At 63.0% G+C, this 16,012-nt stretch carries 12 protein-coding genes; 6 read left to right on the top strand and 6 right to left on the bottom strand.

Annotated elements, in window-relative coordinates; translation table 11 throughout:
* Positions 1-131 precede the first annotated feature (131 nt).
* From HCN50_RS02160 to HCN50_RS02150, 3 genes are all read left to right on the top strand, one after another.
* On the top strand, positions 132-1,832 hold the full coding sequence (locus HCN50_RS02160; RefSeq protein WP_171707955.1) for a methyl-accepting chemotaxis protein: 1,701 nt from the start codon (positions 132-134) through the stop codon (positions 1,830-1,832).
* A 255-nt stretch (positions 1,833-2,087) separates the two neighbouring features.
* Positions 2,088-3,122, top strand: coding sequence for a helix-turn-helix domain-containing protein (locus HCN50_RS02155; protein ID WP_171707954.1), 1,035 nt, complete (start codon positions 2,088-2,090; stop codon positions 3,120-3,122).
* A gap of 254 nt (positions 3,123-3,376) precedes the next feature.
* Positions 3,377-5,116 (top strand): methyl-accepting chemotaxis protein, encoded by a 1,740-nt coding sequence (locus HCN50_RS02150; protein WP_171707953.1) that lies wholly within the window; start codon positions 3,377-3,379, stop codon positions 5,114-5,116.
* A 28-nt stretch (positions 5,117-5,144) separates the two neighbouring features.
* On the opposite strand, the gene HCN50_RS02145 is transcribed toward HCN50_RS02150, so the two are convergent.
* The gene (locus HCN50_RS02145; RefSeq protein ID WP_171707952.1) at positions 5,145-6,659 is read right to left on the bottom strand and encodes an acetyl-CoA acetyltransferase; all 1,515 of its coding nucleotides are present in this window, start codon (positions 6,657-6,659) and stop codon (positions 5,145-5,147) included.
* Positions 6,660-6,795: 136 nt separating this feature from the next.
* Positions 6,796-7,929 (bottom strand): nitronate monooxygenase, encoded by a 1,134-nt coding sequence (locus tag HCN50_RS02140; RefSeq protein ID WP_171707951.1) that lies wholly within the window; start codon positions 7,927-7,929, stop codon positions 6,796-6,798.
* A 230-nt stretch (positions 7,930-8,159) separates the two neighbouring features.
* On the opposite strand from HCN50_RS02140, the gene HCN50_RS02135 reads away from it, so the two are divergent.
* Positions 8,160-9,818, top strand: a complete 1,659-nt coding sequence (locus HCN50_RS02135; RefSeq protein WP_171707950.1) for a flavin-containing monooxygenase — start codon at positions 8,160-8,162, stop codon at positions 9,816-9,818.
* A 141-nt stretch (positions 9,819-9,959) separates the two neighbouring features.
* Here the strand turns inward: HCN50_RS02135 and HCN50_RS02130 are convergent, their stop codons facing one another.
* Positions 9,960-11,114, bottom strand: a complete 1,155-nt coding sequence (locus HCN50_RS02130; RefSeq protein WP_171707949.1) for an aminotransferase class V-fold PLP-dependent enzyme — start codon at positions 11,112-11,114, stop codon at positions 9,960-9,962.
* A gap of 231 nt (positions 11,115-11,345) precedes the next feature.
* Here HCN50_RS02130 and yghU point away from each other — a divergent pair, with 231 nt between their 5' ends.
* Together yghU and HCN50_RS02120 are read left to right on the top strand one after the other, a co-directional pair.
* On the top strand, positions 11,346-12,239 hold the full coding sequence (gene yghU, locus HCN50_RS02125) for a glutathione-dependent disulfide-bond oxidoreductase (protein ID WP_171707948.1): 894 nt from the start codon (positions 11,346-11,348) through the stop codon (positions 12,237-12,239).
* A gap of 159 nt (positions 12,240-12,398) precedes the next feature.
* Positions 12,399-13,154 (top strand): alpha/beta fold hydrolase, encoded by a 756-nt coding sequence (locus HCN50_RS02120; protein ID WP_171707947.1) that lies wholly within the window; start codon positions 12,399-12,401, stop codon positions 13,152-13,154.
* A 102-nt stretch (positions 13,155-13,256) separates the two neighbouring features.
* Here HCN50_RS02120 and HCN50_RS02115 read toward each other — a convergent pair whose 3' ends face one another.
* The 3 genes from HCN50_RS02115 to HCN50_RS02105 form a co-directional block, all read right to left on the bottom strand.
* Positions 13,257-13,877, bottom strand: a complete 621-nt coding sequence (locus HCN50_RS02115; RefSeq protein ID WP_171707946.1) for a flavin reductase family protein — start codon at positions 13,875-13,877, stop codon at positions 13,257-13,259.
* A gap of 170 nt (positions 13,878-14,047) precedes the next feature.
* On the bottom strand, positions 14,048-15,322 hold the full coding sequence (locus HCN50_RS02110) for an acyl-CoA dehydrogenase family protein (protein ID WP_028350958.1): 1,275 nt from the start codon (positions 15,320-15,322) through the stop codon (positions 14,048-14,050).
* 247 nt (positions 15,323-15,569) lie between these two features.
* Positions 15,570-15,950: a VOC family protein gene (locus HCN50_RS02105; protein WP_171707945.1), complete on the bottom strand. Its 381-nt coding sequence runs from the start codon at positions 15,948-15,950 to the stop codon at positions 15,570-15,572.
* Between the last annotated feature and the right edge of the window lie 62 nt (positions 15,951-16,012).

The following is a 16,012-nucleotide window of genomic DNA, read 5'->3' as shown; positions in this document are numbered from 1 at the left end:
GATGCGCTTGCCGCCCGTTCAATAAAACTCCGTATATCTACTGAGTACAAAATTAACGGGTAGAAAGCCCCTGACCTATACGATTCCGCGCAATGGGGCGGACGACCGCCATCGTCGCGTGGAGAGCAAGCATGTTTGGAATGATAGACCGGGCCAGGATGACGGTTGGCCGGAAGATTTATGCGCTCATCTGCCTCAGCTTTGCCGGGCTGCTTTGCGTGACCTTTCTCGAGTCGCGCGAACTGGCATCGAGCCTGAACCAGCAGAAGCAGATCGAGCTGCGCCATCTCGGTGAACTCGCGCTCGGCATCGTCAAGGAAGAGCATGCCGCGGCGCAGAAGGGTGACGTTCCCGCCGCCGACGCGCAAAAGCGGGCGATGGCGCGGATTTCCGCGCTTCGCTACGGCAACAACGACTACTACTGGATCAACGACATGCATCCCAAAATGGTGATGCATCCGATCAAGCCGGAAATGAACGGCAACGATCTGTCGGCCTATAAGGATCCGAACGGCAAGCTGCTGTTCGTCGATTTTGTCGACGCGGTCAGAAAGAATGGCTCAGGCTTTGTTCCCTACGAGTGGCCGAAGCCCGGCTTCGACAAGCCTCAGCCGAAATTGTCCTATGTGGTCGGCTTCGCGCCGTGGAACTGGGTGATCGGCACCGGCGTCTACATCGATGACCTCAACGCCCAAGCCTGGGTGTCGACCCAGCGCTCGCTGATCGTTGCCGGCGTGATCCTTCTGTTCATGCTAGCGGTGTCGATCGTCGTGGCGCGGAGCATCACCGGCCCGCTCCAGCGTATGACCGTCGCCATGAACGACCTTGCCAGCGGCAACCTCAACGTCGAGGTGCCGGGCATCGGCCGCGGCGACGAGGTCGGCGAGATGGCCAAGGCCGTCGAGATATTCAAGAGCAATGCCGTCGCCCGCCAGTCGCTGGAAACAGAGCAGCGCGCGGCCGAGACCCGCGCCGTGGCGAGCCGCAAGGCGGACATGGACAAGATGGCCGACGATTTCGAGGCCGCGGTCGGCCGGATCGTCGAGACCGTGTCGTCGGCATCCAGTCAGCTAGAAGTATCGGCGGGCACGCTCACGGCCACCGCGGAACGCGCGCAGGAGCTCACGTCGACGGTCGCGGCAGCCTCCGAAGAGGCATCGACCAATGTGCAGTCGGTGGCCTCGGCCACCGAAGAGATGGCGTCGTCGGTTACCGAGATCAGCCGCCAGGTACAGGAGTCGGCTCGCATGGCCACTGACGCCGTCGATCAGGCCCGCACCACCAATGACCGCGTCAGCGAATTGTCGAAGGCGGCAACCCGCATCGGCGACGTCGTTGAGCTCATCAACACCATCGCCGGCCAGACCAACCTGCTTGCGCTCAACGCCACGATCGAGGCAGCGCGCGCCGGCGAGGCTGGCCGCGGCTTCGCGGTGGTGGCTTCCGAGGTCAAGGCATTGGCCGAGCAGACCGCAAAGGCCACCGGTGAAATCGGCCAGCAGATCACCGGTATCCAGGCGGCGACCCAGGAATCCGTGAACGCGATCCAGGCAATCAGCGGCACTATCGAGAGGCTGTCGGAGATCTCGTCGGCGATCGCAGCGGCTGTGGAGGAGCAGGGCGCCGCAACGCAGGAGATTTCTCGCAACGTGCAGCAGGCGGCGATGGGCACCCAGCGGGTTTCCTCCAATATTACCGACGTGCAGCGCGGCGCCAGCGAAACCGGTTCTGCCTCCTCGCAGGTGCTTGCGGCGGCGCAGTCGCTGTCCGGCGACAGCCATCGGCTCAAGCTCGAAGTTGGCAGGTTCCTGGATTCGGTGCGGGCGGCCTGAGCGCCTGATCCCGTTTGTCTGAAGCTGGCCGCTCATGCCGGCCTCGCGACCGCAGACGTTCGAAATCGGAAACGCGAACTGCCTTGAGTAGCCTGTTTTCGGCTGTACGAAACGGCGGAAACACGCCTAGATCGCAAACTCGCGATTGCGCCAGTTATCGATCAATCGCCATGAGCGAAACTGGCGCCAAATGTGGCGAACGAACTTTCGTAATCGGGAAAAAGTGGTAATACGCGGAAGCATCGTGACGATCTGATGACAGACGGTCTGATGTCGGAAGATCTGCCATGGATCGCTACCGAGTGCTCGGATGGCCGCCGCGTGTCGCTGCTTGATGAACTAGTTGAGTCTGAGTTCGTAAAGCTTAGCCGTCCTCTGGACATCGATCGTTTCCGGAGCATCGACGGACTGGGCGAAGCCAAGAGCATTCCGATCGACGCCAAACGCTTCGACGCCGCTTTCGCTACATTGAAGCTGAGATCCTGTTCGGTCCATCTGCAGCGGACGTTCCCGCGAATCCTGCAGATGCAGTATTCCACGACCGGCGCGATCGTCGGTTTCGCGATGGACGACGCGACTTCGTTGATCATCAACGGCGTGGAGGCCCGCGCGCCGGCCTTGCTGCTGGTCAAGGGTACCGCGACGTGTGAGATCGTGGAGCAGCAGGCCAATCAGGTGGCGCTTGTTAATTTTGCTTCCATCGACGATCGAGGCTGGCCGGGCGAGGCCGATAGCGCTCAACTGATCGTGACGTTGGCGGACAAATGCGAAGCGTTGCGGACAACGGTTGGCGATGCCTTGATGCTCGCTTCGCACTCGCCTGAAACCTTCGCCCAGCCGAATGTGATCGAGCACGTTGAAGAGTCGATCCTGCAGGCGGTCGACCTGGCGATGGCTGCGGCATCGCCCACGCCCGAAGCCAAGCGCCTGAGCCTGAGCCACTATCTGGGGCTGGTTCGAAAGCTCGACGAGTTCGTTGCCGATAGCACGGGCAAGACGCTGTACAGTGCCGACGTGGCGCGGCAACTCGGCGTCTCGGTGCGGACGCTGCATAACGCCGTGGTTGCCATTCGCGGCATGAGCATGCATCGCTATATGCGGCTGCGGCGGCTATGGAATGTGCGACAGCAACTGGTGCGAGGGTCCTCGGCGCAGTCGGTCAAGGCGGTCGCGCTGGCGAACGGCTTCTGGCACATGGGCGAATTCACCGCGTTATATCGTGAGTTGTTCGGCGAAACGCCTCAGCAGACGTTGTCGGCGGCCCGCAAGCAGACGGGCGAGCCGTCGTGACGGCCAGACGAACCGCAATCCGTAATACTACCAGTTGGTCAGTCGCGCGCCCTTAGATACTGATTAACCATCGCATGGGACCTTGTCTTCATGGGTGCCGCTCTGTGGCCATCAGCCGCAGGAGCCCTTCGTTCGCAACGAACCGGCTCGTCCAAATTGGCCCGGCACGTCTTCACCGTGATCCCGCCGCGCGGGAAACACACGGCAGCGCTGCGATTTCCCTGAAGTCGTTTTCATTTGAAAGACGCATAGCCATGTCCCGCTTCATCCTCAACTTGTCGATCGGCGCCAAGCTCGGCATCGCCTCAGGCCTCGGCGTTTTGCTTGTTGGTGCGATGGTGATGATCCAGATGCGCGCGAACACCGCTATCCGCAATGCCGATGTTCAAAAATCAACGCAGCAAACGATCGCCCGCGATGCGGTAGATGCGAAGGCGTCAATTCGCGGCATGCAGATTGGCGTTCGGGATCTCCGCCTCGTCAACAATCCGGCGGACATGCAAAGGGCCACCGACTATCTCGCCGCCCGGTTCAAATCCGTCAATCATTTTGCCGACGGGATGCTCGCCCTCTCGTCGGCCGAAAATCGTGCCCGGATTGAAAAACTCAAGTCGAGGTCGGCTGACTATGCCAAAGGCGCCCAGCAGATTGCGGCGGTTCGAGCTGAAGCAATTGCCGCCGCAGGCGGAGGGACTGATGCCCCAGCGAAAATTGCAAAGCTCAACGACGAAGCGGTTCGCATCGCGCGCGAGACGACGCTGCCGATCGCAGCCGAACTCGAACAGCTCGCCAACCAGATCGCCGACTTGGCCAAGCGCGGCGTTGAAGAGGCCGCAGCCCAGGCAGCCCGGGAAATGGCCGCGGCCGAACGGGAAGCCATGGCAATCGGCATCGCCACGATTTTGTTGCTGGTCGGAACCAGCATCCTTTCGTTCTTCACGATCGCCCGGCCGATGCGGGCACTGAGCGTCTCGATGGACGAGCTGGCAGGCGGCAATTTCGGCGTAGTCCTCCCCGGCCTGGGTCGCAAGGATGAACTCGGCGCGGTCGCTGCAGCCGTCGAGAAATTCAAGGTCGTGTCCGAGCAGAAGGCCCGCGACGAAGCAGAAGCCAAGATCAGGCAGGATCAGGCCGCCGCGGAACAGCGCAAGGCCGAAATGGTCCGCCTGGCGGATTCGTTCGAGGCGGCGGTCGGCGAGATCGTCGAAACCGTGTCATCAGCTTCGACCGAGCTGGAAGCCTCGGCCCGGACACTGACGACGACCGCCGAGCGCGCCCAGCAGGTAACGACTATGGTGGCGGCTGCTTCGGAGGAGGCGACCACCAACGTGCAGTCGGTTGCTTCGGCCACGGAAGAACTGTCTTCTTCAGTCAACGAGATCAGCCGCCAGGTGCAGGAATCGGCGCGAATGGCCGGGGCGGCCGTCGACCAGGCCCGCGTCACCAATGACCGCGTCAGCGAGCTGTCGAAGGCGGCTGCCCGGATCGGCGATGTGGTCGAACTGATCAACACCATTGCCGGCCAGACCAATCTGCTCGCGCTCAACGCCACCATCGAGGCGGCGCGCGCCGGCGAAGCCGGTCGCGGCTTTGCGGTCGTGGCATCAGAGGTGAAGGCGCTCGCGGAACAGACCGCCAAGGCCACCGGCGAAATCGGCCAGCAGATCACCGGCATTCAGGGCGCGACGCAAGAATCCGTCGGCGCCATCAAGGAGATCAGCGGCACCATTGAACGGCTGGCGGAGATCGCCTCGACCATTGCAGCCGCCGTGGAAGAGCAGGGCGCGGCGACGCAGGAAATCTCCCGCAACGTGCAGCAGGCGGCCGAGGGCACCCATCAGGTCTCGGTCAACATCACCGACGTGCAGCGCGGCGCAGGCGAGACCGGCTCGGCTTCTGCGCAGGTGCTGTCCGCCGCACAGGCGCTCTCCGCGGACTCGAACCGGCTCAAGCTGGAGGTCGGCAAATTCCTGGATACGGTGCGGGCGGCGTAATGGCCCCATCGCGCCGCGGACGCGAGGGCTACGCCACACGCCACTCCAGCACGCCATCGCCCCCGGTAACGATATCGCCGACTGACCCCACCGGCGTGCGATCCATGTCCAGCAAGTGCTTGAGCGTCGCTGCGTCGTTGGCCGGGATACGCGCCAGCGCCCGCGCGTCGGCCTCGGTGCGCAGCATTGCCACGCCGTGCTCGATCTCGCCATTGCCCTTGTACAGTACGGTAAAGCTTTCGACCTTGCCCTTGCCTGAGGCCTCGGTAACGAAGTCCGGCACCTTGCGGCGGTTGCGGTCGGCCTCGGCCTGCACGCTGGTGTCCTGCGCAAGCGGCTCGTTCGGCGCCTCGCGCGACAGCACCAGTCCGTGATGCTTGGTGACAAAGCCGCCCTGGCCGTACAGCAGGCCGAGCTTGCCGCCCTCGCGCAACTTGCGCACCATCGCGACGGCCGCGTGCGTCATATAGCTGTTGAGCGGCGCGCCGAAGAAGGTGAGTCCGCCGGTCACCGTCGGCTGCACGTTGCGGCCCAAGCCGAGCGTCCGCCGCGCCATCTTGGGTACGCAAGGAAAACAGCTATAGAGCTCGATGGCGTCGAATTTCCTGGCGTCGCCATCGACGAGGTCCATCACTGCCTTCAGCACCGCATTCTGCGGATGGCTTTCATAAAACTGGTCGCGCACCAGATAGTCTCGCGGCTCCTCCGCCGAGGCGCCGCCGATCGGATAGATCAGGCGCTCCTCGGCCACGCCGACCGCGCGGGCTTTCGCCAGCGACGTCAGCAGGACCGCGCCGCCCATGTTCACGGTCGGATTGGCCACCATCAGTTTTGTATAGGGCCAGGCGATCAGCCGGTTCTCCGGCGTCGGCGTCGTGATCTCTTCCGGTGAGAAACGCTTCTTCAGCCAGGAGTTCGGATTCTCCGACGCGACCTTCGAGTAGGTCGACCACAGCGCGCCGGATTCGGCGAGCGCCTCGCGCGGGGTCTGGCCCCAATGCGCCGATGTGGCGGACTCATAGAGCGGATAGACCGTGATCGGGCGGAACACGCCGAGCTTCACCGCCATTGGCTTCTGGAACGCTGCACCGCGCTTCGGCTCCTCGACGTCGTGGGCGAACGGTGTCCAGGGCAGCGAGATGCCGCCGCGCTCCGCCTTGGTTGCGGTGGATTGCGCTTCCGCGCCGCAGACGACGGCGACGCTGCATTCGCCGCGCGCGATACGCTTGGCCGCTTCGTGGATGTAGCGGATCGGGCTCTCGCCGCCGACCGGGCCGTAATAACAATGCGCCGGCTTGGCGCCAAGCCGTGCCGCAAGCTGCTTTTCTGGATCGCGGTAGCGCCAGCTCAGGAAATTGACGACGTCAAGCGAGCCGAGCTCGCCGAGCAGTTTTGCCCCGCTATCGGCCACCGCCCGTTTCACCGCCTGTTCGAGCAGCGTCAGCGGCTCGAGGCCATCGGCGATGTCCTTGGGGCGGTCGACGATTTCGCCGACGCCGACAATAACGGGAATGCGATCTTCGGGGAGGGAAGTCTTGGACATTTTTTCTTGTTTCGCTTTCTCAGTTCACAGCTTGTCATTCCGTCATTGCGAGGAACGCAGCGACGAAGCAATCCATAGCTCCACGTGTGGCGCTATGGATTGCTTCGCTTCGCTCGCAATGACGGTGTGAGAGCACTCACTCCTCCATCAGCATGTTCAGATGCTCCACCGCATCGGCAAAATCCTCCTTGAATTCCTGCACCACCGCGCCGGCCGATTTCACGCTATCGATCAGGCCGACGCCCTGGCCGACGAAATAGGTCACGAGATCGCGCGCCTGCACGTTGCCGGCAGCGGCCGCGCGGTCGATCGAGTTGAAGGCGTCGCGGCTGATGATGCTTTGCAGCGGCATCGGCAGCGCGCCGGGGCTGTCCGGGCTGCGGTCCCACGCATCGGTCCACACCGATCGCAATTGCCGCGCCGGCTTTCCGGTGCGGCCCTTGGAGCGAACCGCGTCGCGCGAGGAGGCTGCGATCATCTTTTCGCGGAAGATTTCGGTGGTCTCGGATTCCACCGTCGCGAGCCACACCGACCCGGTCCAGGCGCCGGCGGCGCCCATCGCCATGCATGCGGCCATCTGCTTACCTGTCATGATGCCACCGGCGGCCAGCACCGGCACGTCGCGGACCGGCTTGATCGCCTTGATCACCTCCGGAACCAGCACCATGGTCGTGACCTCGCCGCAATGGCCGCCCGCCTCGGTGCCCTGTGCCACCAGGATATCGACACCGGCAGCGACCTGCCGCAGCGCGTGCTCTTTCGAACCCACAAGCGCCGCCACCGGCACGCCGTGCTTGCGGCCCATGTCGATCATCTGTTTCGGCGGCACGCCGAGCGCATTCGCAATCAGCTTGATCGGGTGACGGAACGACACCTCCAGCACGTCGAGCGCGCGCTGCGCGTCGAACGGCTGCGGCTGGTTGTCGGCGACATTGGTCGTCGTCAGCTCGACGCCGTGTTTCTTCAGGAGGTTGCGGGTGAAGTCGCGGTGCTGCGGCGAAATCCGCGCTTCCAGGCTCTTCCAGGTGACGTCCTTTTCGCCCGCGGTCGAAATGTTTTCGGGGATCAGCACGTCGAGCCCGTAGGGCTTGCCGTCGGTATGCGCGTCGATCCATTTCAGTTCCTGCTCGATCGTCTCGGGCGAGTGCGTGGTCGCGCCCAGCACGCCAAATCCGCCGGCGCGGCTGACGGCGGCGACCACGTCGCGGCAATGGCTGAAGGCGAGCAGCGGGAATTCGATCCCCAGCATATCGCAGATCGGCGATTTCATGGCTTGTCCTCCCGGCGGCAGCATCCCGGGTCGCTGCTCGGCCTGCACGCGACGCTAGCCCATTGGAGGCTTGCATGCCAAGCGGCGTTAGTTCCTCCTCGTGAGGAGTTCGCAATTCCACCGCGCAAAATATGCAATGGCATGCCGCCAATTTGCGTCTTGCGCTTTCACGCTGCGGGGAGAATGCTGATAACCAAATCAAGAGATAACTTTAAGGGGAGTCCGCCTTCATGCCCGCTACGCCTTCCACCACCGCCAAATCGCCCGTGACCTACGATGTCGTCGTGGTCGGCGCAGGCTTTGCCGGCATGTACATGCTGCACCGCTTGCGCGGGCAGGGCATGACGGCGCGGGTCTATGAGCAGGGCTCCGGCGTCGGCGGCACCTGGTACTGGAACCGCTATCCCGGCGCGCGCTGCGACGTCGAGAGCATGCAGTATTCCTATTCGTTCTGCGACGACCTGCAGCAGGAATGGGATTGGAGCGAGCGCTACGCGCCACAGCCAGAAATTTTGAAATACGCCAACCACGTCGCTGACCGCTTCGATTTGCGGAAGGATATCCAGTTCGACACCCGCGTCGATCGCGCCGAATTCGACGAGACCACCTCGCTGTGGTCGGTCACGACCTCCGACGGCAGGACGGTGACCGCAAAATTCGTTGTGCTCGCCACCGGTTGCCTGTCGAACGCGCGGATGCCCGACATCAAGGGGCTCGATCGGTTCAAGGGTAAGGTCTACCACACCGGCCACTGGCCGCATCAGGAGGTCGATTTCACGGGCCTGCGCGTCGGCGTCATCGGCACTGGATCGTCAGGCATTCAATCGGTGCCGGTCATTGCCGAGCAGGCGAGCCATCTCACGGTATTCCAGCGCACCGCGAACTTCTCGATTCCCGCCCGCAACGCGCCGCTGACCGAGGAAGAGCGGCAAAAGTTTCGTGACAATTATCCCGAGATCAGGCGCTTTGCCCGCGAGGTGACGAAGAACGGCATCTATACCGAGATGCCCGACCGCGGCGCGCTCGATGACGGCGACAACGAGCGCCGTGCCAAATACGAGGCGCGCTGGAATCGGGGCGGGCTCACCTTCATGTCGGTTTACAACAATCTCGCGCTCGACAAGGCCGCGAACGACACCGCCGCCAATTTCGTCCGCGAGAAGATCGCCGAGATCGTCAATGATCCCGAAACGGCGAAACTGTTGCAGCCGAATAACCATCCGATCGGCACCAAGCGCATCTGCATCGACACCGATTATTTCGCCACCTTCAACCGCCCGAACGTGACGCTGATCGACATCAGATCGAATCCGATTGAAGAAATCACCGAAAACGCCGTGCGCGTGGCCGGCAAGGAGTATGAGGTGGACGCGCTGGTGCTGGCGACCGGTTTTGACGCCATGACGGGGTCGGTGGCGAAGATCGATATCAAGGGCCGTGGCGGCCAGACGCTGAACCAGAAATGGGCGGCAGGCCCGCGCACCTATCTCGGCCTGATGAGCGCGGGCTTTCCCAACCTCTTCGTGGTCACCGGCCCGGGCAGCCCGTCGGTATTGTCGAACATGATCGTTTCGATCGAGCAGCATGTCGACTGGATCACCGACTGTCTCGCTTACATGCGCGATCGCGGGCTCGACACGATGGAAGCGGATGTGGACGCCGAGGACAGATGGGTCGCCCATGTCAACGAGGTCGCCGCCGCCACGCTCTATCCGCAGGCCAATTCCTGGTACATGGGCGCCAACGTTCCCGGCAAGCCGCGCATCTTCATGCCCTATATCGGCGGCGTCGGTCCGTACAGGCAGATCTGCAACGACATCGCCGCCAAGGGCTATGAAGGGTTTGTGATGGAGAGGGCGGAAGCGCCACGCAAGGCGGTTGCGTCGTAAGCGGCCGCCGTAGCCGCTCCTGTAGGGTAGGCAAAGCCACCGGGTCGCGCGAACGCTCGCCCGATGACAGGCTCCGCGGGCCCACCATATGCAAACATCAACATTCAATGATGGGCGCGTCGTGATGCGCCTTTGCCCACCCTAGATGGCCCGCAGCCGCCGCGTCAGTACCTCAACAAACCGATCGACATCAGCCTCATCATTATAGACGTGGGGCGAGATGCGCATGCGCCCCAGGCGTGGGGCGACATAGACGCCTTCGCTTGCCAGTCCTTCGACGAGGCCCGCCGGCATTCCGGCCTCAAACGCGAGGCACAATATATGCGGCGCCCGCAGATGAGGTTCGGGAACGCGGAGACCGATGCCGCGCACGCCCGTGGCGATCCGCTCCGTCAGCATCGCGAGACGTTGCGCAATGGCCGCCGCTCCCCATTCGACCATCATCTCCATACCGATTGAGGCCATCTCCATCGAGATGAAATAATCGCGCTCGCCCATGTCGAAGCGCCGCGCGTCGGGAACATAGCTGGCATCTGTGAAATAAACCGCGTTCTCGGCGCGCACGTTGCGGCGGCCGGACGCTGTCTGCTCGAGCGGGATACCGCCTTGATGGCGTCTTGCAACATAGAGAAAGGCGCGGCCGTAAGGGCCGAGCAGCCATTTGTAGGTCGGGAAGATCACAAAATCCGGATCGAGACGCTTCACGTCGGTCGTCAGCACGCCGGTGCTCTGCGTCGCGTCGACAAGGAAGGCAGCGCCCCGCTGCCGGAGCGCCGCACCGACTTTGTCGACATCGATCAACCCACCGTCCGACCAGTGCACCGATGAGATCGAGGCCAGGCTGATCGGCAGTGGGCCGGACCGTTCGATCGCGGCAAGCACCGCCGACGTCCAGTCGCCATCGTCAGGTTGTCGAACCGTCTCGACGGTAAATCCTTCCGCCTCGGCCCGCGTCTGCCATTCGAGCACCGGCGAGGAATGATCGTTCTCCAGCACGATCACCCGCGTGCCGCGGGCGATCGGCAGTATCTTCGCTGCGGTCGCAACGCCGTAACTGATCGAGGGAATCAGCGCGATATCGGAGGCCTCGGCATTGATCAGCCGGGCGGCAGCAAGGCGCGCGCGTTCATTCTGTTGGTTGGCGAAGGAGGCCTCGAGCGTCCACGGCGTGCCCTTGCGGAGAACGGCGGCGCGGCCGGCCTCCAGAGTTCGATTAGGCAGGGGACTGTAAGAGGCGGCATTCAGGTAGCAGATCTGGCACGGTATCTCGAACAAGGCCCGCTGTGATGGGAGCATTTGGATAGTCTCTGTTGTAGCGACACATCCATTATGGCCGATCTCGACGACGCCAGCCACAGGAGCATTGCTCCGAGGACACCGCTTGCCGGAAGTGCATTGCTCCCTTGATTTTTGCCAGTTCGTAGGGTGGGCAAAGCGCAGAGTGCCCACCATATTCAACACGACATTCAAATGGTGGGCAGGGCGCAAACGCGCCTTTGCCCCACCTGCCGTTCTGGAGATGAATGAATGACCGACGCCCCCGCCAACGAGCCCGTCGAATATGTCCCGCCAAAAGTCTGGACCTGGAACAAGGCAAGCGGCGGCCGCTTCGCCAGCATCAATCGCCCGATCGCCGGCCCCACGCATGAGGCCGGGTTGCCGGTCGGCCGCCATCCGTTTCAGCTCTATTCGCTGGCGACACCGAACGGCGTCAAGGTCACCGTGATGTTCGAGGAACTGCTGGCCGCCGGCCACCGCGGCGCCGAATACGACGCCTGGTTGATCAAGATCGACGGCAACCAGTTCGGCAGCGGCTTTGTCGCCGTCAATCCGAACTCGAAGATCCCCGCGCTGATGGATCGCAGCGGGCCTGAGCCGATCCGCGTATTCGAGTCGGGTGCGATCCTGCTGCATCTCGCCGAAAAGTTTGGCGCGTTTTTGCCGGCGAGCGGCGCGGCGCGGGCGGAGTGCCTTTCATGGCTGTTCTGGCAGATGGGCAGCGCGCCATTTCTCGGCGGCGGCTTTGGTCACTTCTATGCCTACGCGCCGACCAAGATCGAATACGCCATCGACCGCTACGCCATGGAGGTGAAGCGCCAGCTCGACGTGCTCGACCGGCGTCTTGCCGACAACGAATTCCTCTCCGGAAACGAATACACCATTGCCGACATTGCGACTTGGCCGTGGTACGGCGCGCTGGCCAAGGGCCTGGTCTATGGTGCCGGGGAATTCCTCTCGGTGCACGAATACAAGAACGTGCAGCGCTGGACCGACGCGATCGCCAAACGCCCGGCGGTGAAGCGTGGCCGCATGGTCAACCGCATTTCGGGCGATCCTGCGAGCCAGTTGCACGAGCGGCACGACGCGAGCGATTTCGAGACGAGGACGCAAGACAAGATCGGGGAGGCTGTGAAAGAATGAGGCCTTTTCTTACCTCGCCCGGCTTGCGAGGAGAGGTCGGATTGCGCAGCAATCCGGGTGAGGGGGCCTCTCCGCGAGTCGCGCACGCGGTGACAGCCCCTCACCCCAGCCTCTCCCGGTGAAGGACGGGGAGAGGGGGCAGTACGGAGGGAGATGGCGATGAGCTTCTTGGAAAAAGGCCCAGTCCGCATCCATTACGAGGAAGCCGGCGCCGGCTTTCCGCTGCTCCTGATCGCCGGTGGCGGGCTGAACTCGAACATATCAGGCATCACTGGCGACTATCCGCCGTTCAACGCCATCGCGGAATTCGGCGACGAGTACCGCTGCATCGCCTATGACCTGCGCAATGCGCCGCCTGGTCAGTCCACAGGTCCCCTGGAAATCGACCGGCCCTGGGATTCCCATACCGACGACCAGCTCGCGCTGATGGATCATCTCGGCTTCGACAGGTTCATGGTGCTGGGCTTTTGCATCGGCGGCCCCTTGATCTGGAATCTCATCAAGCGCGCACCGGATCGCGTCGTCGCCGCGGTGCTCGCGATGCCGTCAGGCTCGCGTCCTGAGATGCGCGAGCTGTTCTACGACAACAACATGAAGGGCTGGGCGCCGCAGCTCGTCGCGCGCCGGCCCGATATCACGATGGAGATGGCCGAGAAATTCCTGACGAAAATGTATCGCACCGATCCGGATTTCGTCTTCACCGTGACGCGCGACTTCGTGCGGCAGTGCCGGACGCCGGTGTTGATCCTGCCCGATGACATCCCGGCGCACCCTTACACGGTCGCCATGGAAAGCGCGCTGCTGGCGCCGAACGCGGAAGTGAGCCTGTTTCCGTGGAAGGAGCCGAAAGAGCGGGTGCCGCTGGCCGTGCGGCAGATCCGCTCGTTTTTGCGGGCGCACCGTCCGGCTTCATAGGCTGGGCAAAGGCGCTCTTGCGCCGTGCCCCACCATCTTCCTGCGTGGTCGGAACGGTGGGCACGCTTCGCTTTGCCCACGCTACGAACCTACGAACTACGCCTACACCGCCGTCTTTGCCCCTTCCGCCGGCGGAAACACCACGCGGTCATCGGTCCGGCAATAGCGATCCGCGAACATGCGGCCGATCGGATGATAGCGCTCCATGTGCACGCGCATCGCGGCGTGGTCCCACAATTCGTCGCGGATGTGGAAGTGGATGCCTTCGCCCATCACCAGCAGCCGATCGCCGTTGACGTCGATCTCCTTCCACGTCTTGCATTCCATCGAAAACGGCGCGTCCGCCAGCCGCGGCACGCTGATTTTCGTCGATGGCGCCAACTTCAGGTTCAGATAATCCGGCTCGCCGATATCGGGCGGAAAGTCGCCGCTGGAGTCGTGCATCGCGCGCGCCAGCGGCTCGTCGGTCATGTTGACCACGAATTCACCGGTCCGCCGGATGTTGATCACGGTGTCCTTGATCCGGCCGTCGGGCCGCAGGTTGGCGGCGAACATGCAGAGCGGCGGGTCCTCGCAGAACACGTTGAAGAAGCTGAACGGCGCCGCGTTGACTACGCCGGTCTCTCCGATCGACGTCACCCACGCAATCGGCCGCGGCAGCACAAAGGACGTGAGCACCTTGTAGCGCTCGCGGGGTTTAAGATCGCTGGGGGCGTATTGCATGCTGTGCCTGCTCTGGAGGGCCCTTGCCTCGCCCCGCTTGCGGGGAGAGGCCGACGCGCGTGGCGCGGCGGGTGACGGGGACGGTCCACCAACTGGCTGCCTGCTGCTTTCTGCGGAAGCAGCCCCTCACCCCAACCCTCTCTCCGTGAAGAACGGGGAGAGGGAGAAAACTACGGCATGCTTAGTTCATGTCTTCCGACCACCATCCAGTGCACTTCGTCCGGACCATCGGCGAAGCGCAGGTGGCGGACGTCCTGGTACATCTCGCCGAGCGGGCTCCATTGCGAGATGCCGGTAGCGCCGTGCATCTGGATCGCCTGGTCGATGATCTTGCAGGTGCGCTCCGGCACCATGGCCTTCACCATGCTGACCCAGATCCGTGCCTCCTTGTTGCCCAGCACGTCCATCGCCTTCGCCGCCTTCAACACCATCAGCCGCATCGCCTCGATCTCGCAGCGCGCCTGCGCGATGATCTGCAAATTGCCGCCGAGATGGGCGATCTTCTTGCCGAAGGCTTCGCGGGTCAGCCCCCGCGACACCATCAGGTCGAGCGCCTTCTCCGCCTTGCCGATGGTGCGCATGCAGTGATGGATGCGCCCCGGTCCCAGGCGAACCTGCGAGATCTCAAAGCCGCGCCCTTCGCCGAGCAGGATGTTCTCCTTCGGCACCCGGCAATTGTTGAAGCGCAGGTGCATGTGGCCGCGTGGTGCATGGTCGTGGCCGAACACGTGCATCGGGCCGAGGATCTCGACGCCGGGAGTATCGATCGGCACCAGGATCTGCGACTGCTGCTTGCTCGGCGGCGCGTCCGGATTGGTCTTCACCATCACGATCATGATCTTGCAGCGTGGATCGCCGGCGCCGGAGATGTAATATTTCTCGCCGTTGATCACCCACTCGTCGCCGACGAGCTTTGCCGTCGTCGAAATATTCTTCGCGTCGGACGAAGCCACGTTCGGTTCGGTCATCGCATAGGCCGAGCGGATCTCGCCTGCCAGCAGCGGCTTCAGCCATTTCTCCTTCTGCTCCTTGGTGCCGACGCGCTCCAGCACTTCCATGTTGCCGGTATCGGGCGCCGAGCAGTTCATGGTCTCCGAGGCCAGCGGATTCTTCGCCAGTTCAACCGCGATATAGGCGTAGTCGAGATTCTTCAGGCCTTCGCCGGTCTCGGCGTCGGGGAGGAAGAAGTTCCACAGGCCTTCCTCTTTCGCCTTGTCCTTGGCCTTTTGCAGCACCGCGAGCTGTTCCGGCGTAAAACTCCAGCGATCCTTCTTGCCCTCGCCAAGCCGCATGAACTCGACCGACATCGGGTCAACCGTTTCACGGATGAACTTCTTGACGTGCTCATAGAGCGGACGGACCTCGTCCGACATACGCAAATCGTTGAGTTCTTCGCCCGGATTGAGATTGTAGGTCGTCGTTCGCGGGATGTAGGCGTGTTTCATGGATATTCCTCCCATGTGCGCGAGTGTCGCGGGCGCATTCGGCTCGTTGGCCGGCAATGTAGACGGCGGCGAGGGAGTTGTACAAGCGCAGGAGAGAAGCGCGGAATTTTCCGCCTCATGGCAAGCGACAGTTGACCCTCATGGTGAGGAGGCGCCTTTGGCGCCGTCTCGAACCATGAGGCCCCGCCGGTGCCCTCATCCTTCGAGACGCGGCATTCGCCGCTCCTCAGGATGAGGTTCGAGATAGCTAAGCCGGCATCCTGTGCATCGCGCAGAGCTTGTTGCCGTCGAGATCGCGCAAGTAAGCGAGGTAGAGTTTGCCTGTGCTGCCTTCGCGGATGCCCGGCGGATTTTCGCAAGTCGTGCCGCCATTGGCGATGCCGGCCGCATGCCATGCATCGGCCTGCTCGGGGGAATCCGCTGCAAAGCCGATCGTGCCGCCATTGGCGGGCGTCGCAGGTTGGCCGTTGATCGGCTTGGTCACCGAGAATATTCCGCTCTTGGTGATATAGAAAATGCGGTGGCCGTCTACCCGTGCCGGCCGGACGCCGAGCGTGCCGAGCAGCGCGTCATAGAACGCCTTGGCCTTGTCGAGGTCGTTGGTGCCGATCATCACATGCGAAAACATTCTTCAATTTCCTCCCGTTTCATTAAGGACGAACAGGCGCGATCGCTTTTGCGCCTTCACGA

Origin of the sequence: Bradyrhizobium archetypum (genome assembly GCF_013114835.1) — a bacterium.
GTDB lineage: Bacteria > Pseudomonadota > Alphaproteobacteria > Rhizobiales > Xanthobacteraceae > Bradyrhizobium > Bradyrhizobium archetypum.
Note: the sequence above shows the minus strand (reverse complement) of the source record. Positions and strands in the feature narration are given on the sequence as shown.